This window comes from Leptospira ognonensis, assembly GCF_004770745.1.
GTDB lineage: Bacteria > Spirochaetota > Leptospiria > Leptospirales > Leptospiraceae > Leptospira_A > Leptospira_A ognonensis.
The window spans coordinates 354,495-367,968 of the sequence record NZ_RQGD01000022.1; the positions used below are offsets into that span (position 1 = coordinate 354,495).

The window sequence follows — 13,474 nt, forward strand, 5'->3', positions numbered from 1 at the left end:
TCATCGAAAAAAGCTGTAATTATGTCCAAGGAATCGCAAATCCAAGATTTGTTAGTTTGCCTTCGAGTTCGTCTCTTTCCCTACTCTTCTTGTTTGTTGATCCAGTTTCGTCAAGAAGGCCGAATTCCTTTGCTAATTCGATGGCAGCTTGTTTGCCCCCTTGATTAAGCGCTGAAATTATCTTTTTATCGTACTGTGTGAGAAAAACGGATTGCACTCTATAATCCAGAAAGGCTTCCCATGTGTAAGGAACCCATTTACTAACAATTTCATCGCCGATGATGGTCGCGAAATTTCTGATCTCTAATTGTGCATGGTCATCCATACGTAATGCAAGGAAGTGAAGTAGATTGTGCAAATCTACTTTCCAATATGCCTCAGTATAAGTAGCAAGTGGGAGATCTTTACGTGCCTGCTCTCTAGCAACACCCAGATCCAATCGTTCCTGGTAAATATTATTTGCTAATGCTTGTAAGTCGGATTCCTTTTGGGTCAAAAGATTTCCCTTTTCAATTTCTAAAAATCCATTACTACCTTGCATATTTGCCTTAGATTGCAATCTCCATTCTGATGGCTTCGTTGTTTGTGCCGAATCGATGGCAACGGAGTAACGCGTAGAGTATTCATTGACATTTGCTGTCCTATGTCGAATCCATTGACGCCAAGTATCCATGGGAACTCGAACGTGTAATTTAATCTCGCACATCTCAAAAGGCGTACTATGCCTATGACGCATCAGATAGCGAACAAGTCCTCTGTCTTCGTTGACTTTTTTTGTTCCTTTTCCGTACGAAACGCGAGCTGCTTGAACAATTGACTCATCCGAACCCATGTAATCAACAAGTCGCACAAAGCCATCATCAAGAACGGGGAATGGTTTGCCCAAAATAGAATCTAGGGAAGGTACGGAAACACGGGAAATGGGCTCAAAGTCAGTTTGTTGCATATAAGCTTTATTTTTTAGTTCCAAGCCTCCTGAAAAGTCGAAAATAGGGCTATAAGATATAGTTGTTAAAAGGACATTGAATGGCTAGTGAAGAAATTCCCTACTGGGAAGACCGGCAGATCAAAAACTCATCAAGGCAATCGAGCAAAGCGCTCATGGTGAGCCCAGATAAGATATATATATTCCCGGTCACCAAACCAGTATTTCAGTTCATCGAAAACTTATGGCAGTCCTTCACAAATAAAATGGTCTCCCTCGTCCATTTCGATGACGAGCCCGTGTTTAGTTTTTCTATTTTTGAAGTCATTGATCAAGATGAGATGCGAATTGTGGCCACAGCCACTCACTTCAAGCTCCGAGAGATCGCTGAGCGCCGAAAAATCCCTGGCATTGATGAATATATGGTAAAAGCGCGGCCGATTCCTTTTAGCGATCCAAGAAACGATTCCGCTCGTTACATCCAACAAGCAATCATTGATTTCAATAAGGGCCTTCGCCCTGAAATCCAAATGATCAATCTGAAGGAAGCCGAGATTCATCCCGAGAGAAAGGTTTTATTATCCGAAACCATGAACCATGCTGTTGGACTACCCTTATTTGTGAACGATGTTCCGATCGGTATCTTATGGGGCATCACGAAGGATCCGATTCCTGAAGATAAAATTCGACCGTTGATGTTGCAGTTATACTCTCTCTTTGATGTCATTGATTTTGTTGTTGGAAAGGAATCCGAAAAAGGTAGAGACCCTTATATCGCTCAAAAGAATATCGAGAAAGCAGATACCGTTTCTAATTCAAGAAACCTATTTTATACTACTACGAAAGACCAAAAAGAACCTGTAACTTCGATCATTTTTAAATCCCATCAGTACAATATTGAATATCGAATGGATGCATCATTTATCATTCCGACTACGGAAGGTTATGCTGTATCTTTAAAAAGTTTTACTCCAGAAAAATTAAACAACTCAGGTAAGAATTTATTGTTGATACCAGGCTTTTTCTGTCGACGATCCGTGATGGATAAGTTAGGTAAAGAACTCGCTCTCAAGTATGGTTATCGAGTATTCCTAATGGATATGCGAGGAAGGTCCTTGCAAACCATGCCACGGAACGGTAAGAAAGAAGGCTGGACTGTAGACAATTATATCCAAGACGACTTTCCAGAAGTTCTAAGATGGATTAGGTGGCACTATCGTAGTGAAAAAACTGTTGTCATAGGGCACAGTATGGGAGGGATGATCCCTCGCTTCTATGCATCCTCTTATGATATCATAAAAGAAATTAAAGAAGAGTTCAATCTTCCAAATCCTGATGACCACTTGGCAGGCATTGTTTCCATTACATCACCAAACTATATTAGTTTAAAATCGAACTTTATTGGATTAGACACTCTAAAAAAAGGCTTCGGCCTCATGCCGCATAAGATGATTTCGGATATGATTTTTAGCATGGCTTCCTTCTCCATGCAGGCAACGATTCAAACTATTGACCTAAAGAAATTTTTTAAATTTCTTTTAAACTTTCATTCCAGCTTGCGCTCGTTTAGTTATAGTATCGGTACGAGAGTTTTGACAATCAAAGACTTTGTTGGATACAAAGAAATCACTCCACCTGAATGGTATTTTCTGATGGAAGACGTCTTCTGCGAAGAATCGGTTTCGGTAATTATGCAGTTTTTCCAGAGTCAAATTTCAAATGATCGCAGTTTCTTATCTAACGATGGAAAGATTAATTATACTAAGAACTTCATCGAAAACTTTAAACTACCTATCTATAGCGTAGTAGGTACTGTCGATCAAATTGTTCCGGAAGAATCTCTAGAAGATCTATCTCTGCTTAAATCTGAAAACAAAGTCATCACGAAATACGAGCAAGGGCATTTAGGTATCATTTTTCATAGTGAGACCGTCAGAAAGATTTGTGAAGGTATCGATGATTGGATTTTAAAACTAAACTAGAGAATTAATTTCGATCTTTAAAATGGTTTCTTAACATGCTCATTTCTTGCAGTAAAGTGCTATCACGACCTGCAAGAAAGTAAGCACCTCGAATCAAAGGGCTAAATATTTCTGATTCTTCCGTGATCGTAACAGTAGTTAATCCATTTTTCTCAGCCATCTCATACGTCCAAGTTCCGCGCATCTTAAAAGAGGATTCATATAGAATCACCTCAAGCTTTTGGTCAGGAATGGTCGCTCCCCTTTTAAAAAGCATATAGCCGCCCATATCTGTGATTTCCTTCCAGGCAAGCGGGATATGATTCAGATCCTTTTCGATGATTTCAACTCTAACGACATCCTTCCTTCGGCTCGGCATTTCTTCAATGCTAAGCAAATAATTCCAGATTTTGGAAGCAGGGACCTCCATAGTCTCCGAAATGCTGTTAGTGTACCTTGCCTCCTGAAACAAACCTATGCCCAAAAAAAGTCCAACAAGAAAGATTAGAAGGAAAGAGAGACCAAGGGAAAATTTTAATGATTTGTTCATATTTTTTATTCTTGCAGATTCCAAAGTTTGGCAACAAAGTATTATCCCACTATGCACCCGAATGAAGAATTAATCACAAAATTTTACACCGCGTTTCAATCCAAAGACGGAAACACAATGGCAAGTTCCTACCACCCTGAAGCGGAATTTTCTGATCCCGTGTTTCAAAATCTGAAGGGAAAGGAGGTTGGCGCTATGTGGCTGATGTTAGTCGAACGCGGTCAAAATCTATCCATTCGTTTTTCCAATGTAAAAGCAGATGAGACGAACGGTTCTGCCGATTGGGAAGCTGATTACAGTTTCAGTAAAACGGGAAGGATGGTTTACAATAAAATTCATGCAGAATTTACATTCCAAGACGGTAAGATCAAAACACATAAAGACCGATTCAGCTTATGGAAATGGGCAGGGATGGCTATGGGACCAGTTGGAAGTTTACTAGGATGGTTACCTACCATCCAAAATAAAATCAGAAAAGAAGCGATGACAGGTCTTGCTATGTATATGAAACGTAAAAAAATAAGCTAATGAGCTAATTCTGGTGGCTTACTTCGGCATATTTGAAAGGCCACCAGCGTTGATGACATCGGAAAAACCGATGGATTCTAGATAAGATTTCGCACTACCACTTCTTCCACCTGACGCACAGTAAACGATTATCGATTTATCCTTACCACCAAATTCTCCCAACCGTTTTTCCACCTGATCAACAGGAATATTAACGGCTCCAGGGAAATGACCAGCTTGGTACTCGGCTGGAGTTCGAACGTCCACGACAAGTGCTCCTTGTTGGATCTTGTCCTTTATTTTATTTGCGTCTACTGACATAGCTGACCTAAACCGATTAAAAATAATGGCAATAAAAACGACCCCTATCGCAATCAAAATGTATTTATTCACTTAATTTCCTCAATTTTGTTTTTATATAGAAAAATAGGATCCTTATCCTCAGAAATTTGACGAAAAAAACAGGAATAATACCCAGTGTGACAAGCAGCTCCCATCTGATATGTCTCATAAACGATGTAGAATGGGCTTAGCGAAAGCCAAATCCTTTCTAAAATCTGAAGGTGTCCTGAATCTTCGCCCTTCACCCATTTTTTATTTCGGGATCGGCTGAAATAAGTTCCTTTACCCGATGCAATTGCTTGGGTGATGGACTCGGGTCTACCCCATGCAAGCATGAGAGCTGTACCAGAACGATCCATGGCAAACATCGGGAATAGATCTGGTGCCTTTTCCAATACTTTGGATTTTAAATCGGAGCTAACATTATCTTTTCCGTTTTCCCAAAGCAGTGTTAGGTCATTGAATGATGTTTGAGTTCTGTTTTCTAAGAGGAAGGCGTCCTCATCGCAATCAACAAAAACCTTCTCTCCCTCCGTTTGCCATGCCTGCTTTAAACGATTCTTGGCCTCTTCGTGAGTGAGCTGAAGAAGATTGATTTTCATTTTATGATCCGGATTTCTTTCAATGAGGACAATCGAATCCGTATTTGCGATCGTGATCATAAGACTATACTGCCTCTACTGCTACAATCTCTGTCATTTTGGTTTTTCCTCTAAGCGCAAAATTACCTAAAGAAACAAATTTCACAAGTAAGGTGTCTGGATTTGCAACCCGTGATAATAATTCGCGAGAAATCAGAAAAGATCTGTTCACCTCTTTGCCAAGAGACTCAATTCGACTCGCCGCATTGACAGTATCACCTATCACCGTATATTCGAGCCTTGTCGCGATACCCACATTGCCGACGTAAGCTGGTCCATAATGGATACCAATACGAACTTTGATCGGTTTCAATTTAGCCTCTTTGCGCACCAAATTCCATTCATTTAAACTTTTGCGCATCGCAATGCCGGCACGAATGGCATTTTCCGCATCCAAAGGAGATTCTACAGGAGTACCAAACGTAACTAACATTCCATCTCCTATAAATTTATCTAAAGACCCGCCGTTACCAAAGACAACATCTAACATTCGTGAATGGTAATCCGATAATGTGGCCATCGTTTTTTCAGGACCTAACTCTTCTGAAAGCTGGGTAAATCCTTCGATATCACAAAATAGTACAGCAACATTCTGCTCTTTACCGCCGGAAGTAAAAAAACTATCGTCTGCTTTCTCAATCTCGGTGACTACATTAGGCGAAAAATAACGTGATAACTGATTTGACTTAACCTCATTAGATACTGCATTAAAAACAGTTTTTCTAACTAAAAATGTAAGATAAGCTAAGAAAAAACCTAGAATTCCCACTATGGCCATACCCAATATATAACTATTTACATGGGCAGCATTTCCTAGGAGTGCTTCCTTAAAACTTTCTGTACTTTGAAATCGCGGGTCTGCCATCGCATAAAGTAAAATGGAGCATTGACTAATAACCACACCCAAGGCATAGAGCAGAGGATATAACGGCTGTATCGTAAACGCATTTAAGAGAAGTATTCCATAAATGGTAGTATGGGTATAGGTTTTTACGAGATACGTTCTAGGAACCATATCACCACCCACAGAATTATAATAGATAAACGGAAGGATCGTTATGAGTGCCACATCGATAAGAACACAAAGTATACCAATGGGCATAACAAATTTATTCTTCCTTAATATCCGTAGTAGCAGATACAAACTGATTGTTAATATAATATTTACAATCACTGTAGATAGTATCTCAAACAGAGAATTCGCGATAAAAAAGGATATGATTGTGGAAATAACAGCTATAAAGATTTTTCCATAGAGGCTATAAGTTATCCCTTGAATTTCCTTCTCTCTCAGGAGAATTTCTGTTTTAGTTTGCATAAATTTTTATTTTAAAAGATCTCCTGGATTTGCCTCTCGATCTGGAACAAACAAGGATAAACTAGCGTCCTTACCCGATGCAAGTAGCATTGCTTCAGAAAGACCAAATTTCATCTGCCTTGGCTTCAAATTAGACACGACCACTACTTTTTTTCCGAGCAATTTTTCAGGAGAGTATGCGGATTTGATTCCGGCAAAGACATTCTTAATTCCTTTTTCACCAAGATCAACTTTGACGTTTAAAAGTTTATCAGCCCCTTCTACGAGATTCGCCTCGACGATGAGTCCGACTCTTAACTCAACCTTCGTTAATTCATCAATCGTAATGGTTCCTGATTCCGATATTTCTTTCACTTCCACCTTTGGTACTCCTGCATTCGCTTTTTCAAATGCTTCTTTTGTCTCTTGAATCATCGCTTGGATATTTTTCTCCTCAACCCTTTTCGAGAGCATCACATAATTGGAAAGCGTGACATCTTCAAGAAATTCACCTATATTTCCAAAATCCAGTTTGTCCAATTGATAAAGTTTTTTGATCTCATCACTCAAACTCGGCATAACGGGCGCTAAATATGTGAATAGTATTTTGGCACAATTGCTAGAAGTCGTGACGACATCCCTGGCTTTTTCTGGATCCGTTTTGATCAGCACCCAAGGTGCATAATCATTAACGTATTTATTTACTTTATCACCTAGGGAAGTTATCTCTCGCATAACCTTTGAATAGTTTCGTGATTGATACGAATCTAAGATCTCATCTTTCCTAGACAAAAGTTCGCTTACGAGTTCCTTTCCTTCTGGGGATAGTTTTCCTAGTCGCCGTTCTAATTTGTCTAGTATGCCAGTTGAGACTCTCGAGACTAAATTGACCAAGTTCCCGATCAGATCGGAATTTACTCTTGAAACAAAGTCATCAAAGGAAATATCCACATCCTCCATTCCATTTCCCAATCTGCATGCTAGATAAAAACGAAAATGTTCTGGATCCAAATACTTAATAAAAGTAGAAGCATTGATGAAAGTGCCTCTGGATTTTGACATCTTTTCTCCATTGACGGTCAAAAATCCATGAACATTTAACTGCTCCGGTGTCTTATATCCCGCACCCATGAGCATTGCAGGCCAAAAAAGTCCATGAAAGTACAAGATATCCTTTCCAACAAAATGTACGATTTCGCCTTTGCCATCCCGCCAGTACTCATTGAATTTTTTTTCATCTTTAAAATAATTCATTGATGAGGCCATATAACCGATTGGTGCATCTAACCAAACGTAAAAGTATTTATTTTCCTCTCCAGGGATCGCAAAACCAAAGTAAGGTCCATCACGACTAATATCCCATTCTTGTAATCCGGAATGAAACCACTCTTGTAATTTTTTCTGAGCGCCTTCATTTAAGCGATTTCCCTCTTCCATCCAAGTTTTCAATTGAGTCTGGAAATCTTGTAACTTAAAAAAAAGATGTTTTGATTCCTTTAAGACAGGCTTGGTGGAACATATTGCACAATAAGAATCTTTTAGATCTTTTGGGGAGTAGCTGCTTCCACAAACTTCACAAGAATCACCATATTGGTCTTTGGCACCACATTTTGGGCAAGTCCCCTTGATAAATCGATCCGGTAAAAACATCGCATCATGTTCACAATACGATTGTTCAATATTTCGCGAAGCAATATGTCCCTTGCTTTTTAACTCGAGATAGATCTCTTCCGAATATTTTCTGTTTTCTTCTGAATTTGTCGTATAATAATTGTCATATGCAACATGAAAGGCAGTTAAATCTCGATAGTGCTCTTTTTGAACTTCTTGGATGAGGTCTTCTGGAGATTTACCTAGCTTCTTTGCCGCGATCATAATGGGAGTGCCATGCGTATCATCTGCACAGAAAAAATGGCATTCATTACCGATCAATTTTTGAAATCGCACCCATATATCTGTTTGGACTGCTTCTAATATATGTCCTAAATGGATAGAGCCATTCGCATAAGGCAGCGCACTTGTAACTAGAATTTTTTTAGTCATAAAGATTAATTCCAATATCCTTGGCCTAAGTTCGAATTCAGCCTCTTTTTCGTAATTTTTAAGAAAAGTTTTCAAAAATGAAGTTGCCCATTCTATTTTAGTCTTTAGTATCGGGGTTTGCCATGGCTAAGAAAATTGTTCATAATTTAAAACAGGGAAAAGCCCACAAAAATGCTCACCCAGATTCATTGCAGAGCGATCTTGGGCTGGATCATGACCTTCATGTTGAATATGCAAAGATTTTGGTGAGCCTTTGGTCCTATGCATGTAACGTTGACGGGCAATTGAAAAAAGGAGAGGGTGAGCTAGTCGCTGATCTCGTAAATGTGCTGTTTGAGCCAGACTGCCTTCTGAGTGAGTATCGTGATCGCAAAAAAGAAGTTTTAGCCATTCTATCGGAAACCTTTGAAAGCCCTCTTCCCATGAAAACGGTTGCAAAATCTGTGATTGGAAATGACCAATATTGCTTAAATTTCTACGAAGACGCTGTTTGCATCGTGGCAAGTGACGGAAACTTAAATCCTTCGGAAGTTGAATTCTTGAATGAATTGGCCAACGAATTACAAATCTCACCAATGGACAAACATCAGGTTGAAAAAAAATATTTGGGCAGTTTATAGTTTCCTTTTTCTCTTTTTAGTCCTAACCTCTGTTAGCGATCTATCGGCTAGGCCAGGTATGGGCGGGTCGTATAGATCTTCTTCAAGTTCCTCTAGCTCGAGTTCTGGATCCTATAGAAGCTCGTATTCCTCAAGCTCTACTTCTCGGTCGAGTCATAGTTCAAGCTCTAGTTCTAGTTCTGGTTATACATCCTCTTCACCGGAGCCAACTTCTTACTTTAAAACTAAAAATTATGAAATAAATATCCATTTCAATGAAAATGGTTCTGCACATATCAAAGAAAAATTTATCGTCATCGCAAAATCCGCAAAGGTAGGTATTGTTAGAGCAAAATTTTCGCCCTTGTTTGAATGGAAAATTGAAAACCTAACCGTTTCTCCGGATGGATACGTTCGGGGGGATCTTCCCCATCAAATTTACCTGATCTGGAGTGAGGGAACGAATGAAAAAGACTTACCCTTAGAAATTGAATATGATATTAAAAATGGCATCGATTTTCTAGGAAATTTTCCTCTAGTCTATTGGTCTATCACGAGAACAGCATTAGAAGCTAACGATGTAAAAATGGAGATTTCCTGGGACCCAAATATTCAATGGAAAAATTTGGAGATCAAACAAAAACGATACGAAACTACCATTTCTGATTACGTTTATGAAGAGATTAAAAGTGAAAAAATAAATAATTCTATTAGAATAGATGCGAACTCTATAAATAAAGATTTTCGTGACTTCATCATCACAGGTTTTTTGGAAGAGGGAAACAATTTTGAAATGAGAGCAGAAACTCCTTCGGAGAATCTCAAATACTACGATATCAAACAAACTTCAAGAATAAATACCAATACTTCGAATGAACATTCTGGCACCATCCTCATTCCTGATGAAGGTAAGGAGATAGAAAGAAATCCCTCTTTGTCATTTGAGTCTAATTATTTCTTATCTTATTCATATCAGTCCAATTTCTCTTTTTTAACGCCAACCTATCAATTTATTTATGGGCTCAGCGATAGCTTATCCTCATCATTTTGGACTTTGCATTATGCGAACATCATACAAATACCAAAAAGGCAGATACTCGAGGGGAAAAATTATCATACTTTCGATATAGCGTATTCAAAATTAGGTGAACATAAAACATCCTTTGACGGCAAAAAAGAGATCATTCAAATCCTTCCCTTTCAAATTCGTTATGAAAACCACACATTGGGTTCATTTTCTATGGAATTAGAATTTCCCGAAGAATTGGATTTAAAATCGACATCTGTTCAGATGTTTATCTCCAATTGCCATTATTGTTCTACATTTGATCCAATTTTAAGCCTGCCGATAGAAATCGGAAAAGATAAAAATAAAATATTTTTGAATTGGGAAAATCCGTTGCCTACAGGATATTTCCCGATGATCCAGATTGAAACTGACAGCCGCTATTTTTCACCTAACTATTTTTATACTTATATTGCTGCACTACGTGCTTTTTTTATTGCACCTGGTGCCGGTTCCAATACTGGCTATCTGCTGATAAACAGTTTTCTATTTTTGACTCCATTTTTGTTTTCTCTCATCTTATATAAAAATAAAATGCGAAAGAAATCTGAAAAAGAAAAGCAAGTGAAGTTTCTTCTCTCGATTCAAAAAGACGATCCAACTTTTACACTGGAAGATTTTAATAATAAATCAAAATACATTGCAGAAAGAATCGTAACGGCCTGGTCAGATGGAGACATGAACCCTGCTAGGCATTTTATTTCTGCAGGCGTTTTCCAAAGATTTCAAATCCAGCTTAAATTGCTTAAAGAGGTAGATGGAATTCAAAATCTTATGCGTGAATTTGAGGTGCAGAGCCAGGAGATTCTAGCGATTTCCAATTTTAATGAATACGCAACGGTGCATGTAAAATTCAAATGTGTAGCAAAAGATTTTTCCGTTCCCATCAGCTCTACCCCACAACAAATCGAAAGTATCTACAAACAAACATCTCTTGGTTGCTATGAAGAAGTATATTCTTTTACACGCAAGATCACGGCGAAAACGGAACCAGGAAAAGACCTGATTCACAATCGATGTCCATCCTGCGGGGCTGAATCACCTTATCAACATAATACGAATCGATGCCAATATTGTGGATCCATTTTCAATTCGGGAGAATCGGATTGGGTTTTATCTGAAATTACGCAAATTGTTGAATGGAATCCGGATCGATTCATCTCTGAAGAAAATTTTGCCAAAGAACATCAGAGTTTACCTACTTCAATTCAAATTGTTGAGGATAGAGCTTCCGCTTTATTATGGAAATGGATTTATGCAAAGACTAATGGCAATTCTGATTTTATCAGGAGAGAAACACTAAACAAAACCATTATTGAGCAAAGTAAAACAAAAGAGTTATTTTATATACCTGTTGTTGGTGCCGCTGAAATCCAGAAGCTAGAGAAACAAGAAAATGAACTTCTCGCCGAAGTTACAATTCACTGGAGTGCGGCAAGATCAGTCCAGGCACTAGCCGAAAACCGAGTTACCAATATTAAATTGAGGTTAAAACAAGCCCGAGCATCCAATCTTGGCTTTAGTGAAGTCTCTTGCAAAAATTGTGGGGCACCGTATCCAGAAATGGATTCAAATCAGTGTTCCTATTGCAATGAGCCCATTCCAGAATTAGTATCTGACTGGCTATTGGAAAGCATCCGCTAATTCAATTGACGGCTATAACAAATCCAATGTCTATCTGTGATCTGGTCTAATTTTAATTTATGATCAAGACGGAGTGTACGTAACATAGCTTCTACCTCGTCTAACGTATAGCTAGCGAGTAAGCTATTATAGAAATCGTTTCGAAGAATTTCGTTTTCTCCCATTGCATATACATCAACTAAATTTTTTGCCAATTGAAAGCTCGTAGGACGCAATAGATCACAGATGAATAGAAAAGAATTTTCATCAGAGGATCTCTGGATGGCAGACCAAAAATCGAAAGGATCCGAGAGATGATGAAGTAACGAATTGGAGAATATAAGCTCGTAAGACGATACAGGAATAAATTCTTGAAGTTTGGTTGAAAGCCATTCCACCGACGCATTCGGTAGAAGTTTAGAAACATAGGATTTGTTATGGGCGATCATGGAGAGGGACCCGTCAAGCGCCGTCAAATGGGAGTTTGGAAATTGATTTAATAGCCTTCCTGTCATATCACCTGGTCCCGCTCCTAAATCAAGAACCGATGCAGGTATAAATCTTGGAGGTAAGTGATTCAAAAGGCTCCTGACAATAGAATCGTGAGTTTCCTCGAAGTTTGCTTTTGCGTATGCCTCCACTTGTTCTTTCTCTTCCATCAGTTCCGGTTCAGGAACTCTGGAAAATCTTAAGAAAGGGTTTTCCTGTGTCATATTTTAAAAACTTGCGAGTGATTATTTATCAGTCGCAGAGTTTGATCGATAATCTTTTACGGCCCAAGCCCAATAGATAAACACAAATTGAATCGGGAGGCGTGCCCATAATGCAATGATCGGATAACGAGTATCAGTTCCCTCTATGGCTTCTTGCAACATATGAATATTCGCAGGAAATACAGCGATAAGCAAAAGTATGATACCGTAGCAGGCAGTCTTACGTAAATGATTATCCAGAAGGAGCAAACCCAACAGTACTTCCGTAAAACCACTTGTTATATTTAGAAATTGATGGAAGGGAAGGTAGTCCGGCATCATTTCTAAATAAAACTCGGGAGAAATGAAATGATTGATCCCAGCCAAAGTATAGAAGGCACTCATACCATATACGAAATACTTTTTCATACTTTTTTATACCTCCTTACGATGCGTTGTCATCCAAAAAGTTATAATTTCTTCATTTCGATGAAAAAAACCATTAGCCTTTTGCGATATACTAACAAGCACTTAAAGGTCAAATCCGAAATTAATAATTTTTAAGGAAGATTGATTGATTTTCTCAAGTAAAACAAGAACATTCGTCCTATCCCCATCCTCATTATGATCCGGCTCTTCTTTGTATTTATCACAAAGAATTAGAATTTTATTCCCTGCAGAGAAGATATGCTGATAAAAACAAGATTTTTCTCCTTCACCAGTTCCCCATAAGACTTTCTCCGTGGAATCTTTGGAAAAACTAAGTACGCCTTGCGTATCGATCTCACCATCTGGACTCATCTTTCCAATTTGGTAGGTCCCGGAGCCGATTTCCCAATACGATTCTCTAACGGCAATTTCTGAAATGGATTCATGATTTTTCATTAAGAAGCAGTCCAAAACAAAACCAGTTTTATCCTCTGACTGTACTTTGATCCATCTACCTTTCCATTTTTTGATAGTTACAATTTTTGGATTTATCTCCAATATTTTCACTTTTGCAAACTGATTGAGAGTGGTGACTTTGTTAGAATTTACATCTGGTTTTTCTCGAAGATTGATATGATCCTCACCAATAAAAGAGAGCTGATTTTTTTTTAAATCCGCTGCCGTTAAGGCAAAACTGAGAGTGAGAAGAAGATACAAAGTAAGGCGCATGGCGGACTCCGAAAGTGATGGATAGTTCAATGCTTCTCTAGGCAGATTGTTCCGAGTATTTTGCCTTCAC

The 13,474-nt window shown here is 38.5% G+C and carries 13 protein-coding genes; 4 read left to right on the forward strand and 9 right to left on the reverse strand.

What is annotated here, in order from left to right; all coding sequences use genetic code 11:
• Positions 1 to 19 precede the first annotated feature (19 nt).
• Entirely contained in the window at positions 20 to 946 is a 927-nt protein-coding gene (gene thyX / locus EHQ58_RS07595) for an FAD-dependent thymidylate synthase (RefSeq protein WP_135623331.1), read from the reverse strand.
• A gap of 80 nt (positions 947 to 1,026) precedes the next feature.
• Between thyX and EHQ58_RS07600 the strand changes: the two genes are divergently transcribed.
• Positions 1,027 to 2,907 carry an alpha/beta fold hydrolase gene (locus EHQ58_RS07600; protein WP_135623274.1) on the forward strand — a complete coding sequence of 627 codons (1,881 nt, stop codon included), beginning with the start codon at positions 1,027 to 1,029 and terminating at the stop codon, positions 2,905 to 2,907.
• A 4-nt stretch (positions 2,908 to 2,911) separates the two neighbouring features.
• Here EHQ58_RS07600 and EHQ58_RS07605 read toward each other — a convergent pair whose 3' ends face one another.
• Positions 2,912 to 3,436, reverse strand: a complete 525-nt coding sequence (locus tag EHQ58_RS07605) for an SRPBCC family protein (protein ID WP_135623275.1) — start codon at positions 3,434 to 3,436, stop codon at positions 2,912 to 2,914.
• A gap of 51 nt (positions 3,437 to 3,487) precedes the next feature.
• On the opposite strand from EHQ58_RS07605, the gene EHQ58_RS07610 reads away from it, so the two are divergent.
• On the forward strand, positions 3,488 to 3,964 hold the full coding sequence (locus EHQ58_RS07610; RefSeq protein ID WP_135623276.1) for a nuclear transport factor 2 family protein: 477 nt from the start codon (positions 3,488 to 3,490) through the stop codon (positions 3,962 to 3,964).
• Between the two features lie 18 nt (positions 3,965 to 3,982).
• Here the strand turns inward: EHQ58_RS07610 and EHQ58_RS07615 are convergent, their stop codons facing one another.
• Genes EHQ58_RS07615 through metG form a run of 4 tightly spaced genes read right to left on the reverse strand, consistent with a single transcriptional unit; the run spans position 3,983 to position 8,266 of the window.
• A complete protein-coding gene (locus tag EHQ58_RS07615; protein ID WP_425460478.1) occupies positions 3,983 to 4,288 on the reverse strand; it encodes a rhodanese-like domain-containing protein in 306 nt (101 codons plus the stop codon).
• 44 nt (positions 4,289 to 4,332) lie between these two features.
• Complete coding sequence (locus EHQ58_RS18905; RefSeq protein WP_246047221.1) at positions 4,333 to 4,947, reverse strand: phosphoribosyl-AMP cyclohydrolase; 615 nt, start codon at positions 4,945 to 4,947, stop codon at positions 4,333 to 4,335.
• A gap of 4 nt (positions 4,948 to 4,951) precedes the next feature.
• A complete protein-coding gene (locus tag EHQ58_RS07625) occupies positions 4,952 to 6,244 on the reverse strand; it encodes an adenylate/guanylate cyclase domain-containing protein (RefSeq protein ID WP_135623278.1) in 1,293 nt (430 codons plus the stop codon).
• A 6-nt stretch (positions 6,245 to 6,250) separates the two neighbouring features.
• Positions 6,251 to 8,266: a methionine--tRNA ligase gene (gene metG / locus EHQ58_RS07630; RefSeq protein WP_135623279.1), complete on the reverse strand. Its 2,016-nt coding sequence runs from the start codon at positions 8,264 to 8,266 to the stop codon at positions 6,251 to 6,253.
• Between the two features lie 122 nt (positions 8,267 to 8,388).
• Here metG and EHQ58_RS07635 point away from each other — a divergent pair, with 122 nt between their 5' ends.
• Both EHQ58_RS07635 and EHQ58_RS07640 read left to right on the forward strand, forming a co-directional pair.
• A complete protein-coding gene (locus tag EHQ58_RS07635) occupies positions 8,389 to 8,886 on the forward strand; it encodes a TerB family tellurite resistance protein (protein ID WP_135623280.1) in 498 nt (165 codons plus the stop codon).
• A complete protein-coding gene (locus EHQ58_RS07640) occupies positions 8,858 to 11,575 on the forward strand; it encodes a TIM44-like domain-containing protein (RefSeq protein ID WP_135623281.1) in 2,718 nt (905 codons plus the stop codon). The genes EHQ58_RS07635 and EHQ58_RS07640 overlap by 29 nt, the downstream gene beginning before the upstream one ends.
• On the opposite strand, the gene EHQ58_RS07645 is transcribed toward EHQ58_RS07640, so the two are convergent.
• The 3 genes from EHQ58_RS07645 to EHQ58_RS07655 form a co-directional block, all read right to left on the reverse strand.
• Positions 11,572 to 12,267 carry a class I SAM-dependent methyltransferase gene (locus EHQ58_RS07645; RefSeq protein ID WP_135623282.1) on the reverse strand — a complete coding sequence of 232 codons (696 nt, stop codon included), beginning with the start codon at positions 12,265 to 12,267 and terminating at the stop codon, positions 11,572 to 11,574. The genes EHQ58_RS07640 and EHQ58_RS07645 overlap by 4 nt on opposite strands.
• 21 nt (positions 12,268 to 12,288) lie before the next feature.
• A complete protein-coding gene (locus EHQ58_RS07650; protein WP_135623283.1) occupies positions 12,289 to 12,675 on the reverse strand; it encodes a DoxX family protein in 387 nt (128 codons plus the stop codon).
• A gap of 102 nt (positions 12,676 to 12,777) precedes the next feature.
• Positions 12,778 to 13,434 carry an SH3 domain-containing protein gene (locus tag EHQ58_RS07655; protein WP_135623284.1) on the reverse strand — a complete coding sequence of 219 codons (657 nt, stop codon included), beginning with the start codon at positions 13,432 to 13,434 and terminating at the stop codon, positions 12,778 to 12,780.
• Between the last annotated feature and the right edge of the window lie 40 nt (positions 13,435 to 13,474).

What these genes read in the sequence shown, in the direction of transcription:
- EHQ58_RS18905 (WP_246047221.1), bottom strand. Translation starts at nt 4,947, where the DNA reads ATGATCACGATCGCAAATACGGATTCGATTGTCCTCATTGAAAGAAAT.
- EHQ58_RS07610 (WP_135623276.1), top strand. Translation starts at nt 3,488, where the DNA reads ATGCACCCGAATGAAGAATTAATCACAAAATTTTACACCGCGTTTCAA.
- EHQ58_RS07650 (WP_135623283.1), bottom strand. Translation starts at nt 12,675, where the DNA reads ATGAAAAAGTATTTCGTATATGGTATGAGTGCCTTCTATACTTTGGCT.
- EHQ58_RS07625 (WP_135623278.1), bottom strand. Translation starts at nt 6,244, where the DNA reads ATGCAAACTAAAACAGAAATTCTCCTGAGAGAGAAGGAAATTCAAGGG.
- EHQ58_RS07600 (WP_135623274.1), top strand. Translation starts at nt 1,027, where the DNA reads ATGGCTAGTGAAGAAATTCCCTACTGGGAAGACCGGCAGATCAAAAAC.
- EHQ58_RS07605 (WP_135623275.1), bottom strand. Translation starts at nt 3,436, where the DNA reads ATGAACAAATCATTAAAATTTTCCCTTGGTCTCTCTTTCCTTCTAATC.
- thyX (WP_135623331.1), bottom strand. Translation starts at nt 946, where the DNA reads ATGCAACAAACTGACTTTGAGCCCATTTCCCGTGTTTCCGTACCTTCC.
- EHQ58_RS07645 (WP_135623282.1), bottom strand. Translation starts at nt 12,267, where the DNA reads ATGACACAGGAAAACCCTTTCTTAAGATTTTCCAGAGTTCCTGAACCG.
- metG (WP_135623279.1), bottom strand. Translation starts at nt 8,266, where the DNA reads ATGACTAAAAAAATTCTAGTTACAAGTGCGCTGCCTTATGCGAATGGC.
- EHQ58_RS07635 (WP_135623280.1), top strand. Translation starts at nt 8,389, where the DNA reads ATGGCTAAGAAAATTGTTCATAATTTAAAACAGGGAAAAGCCCACAAA.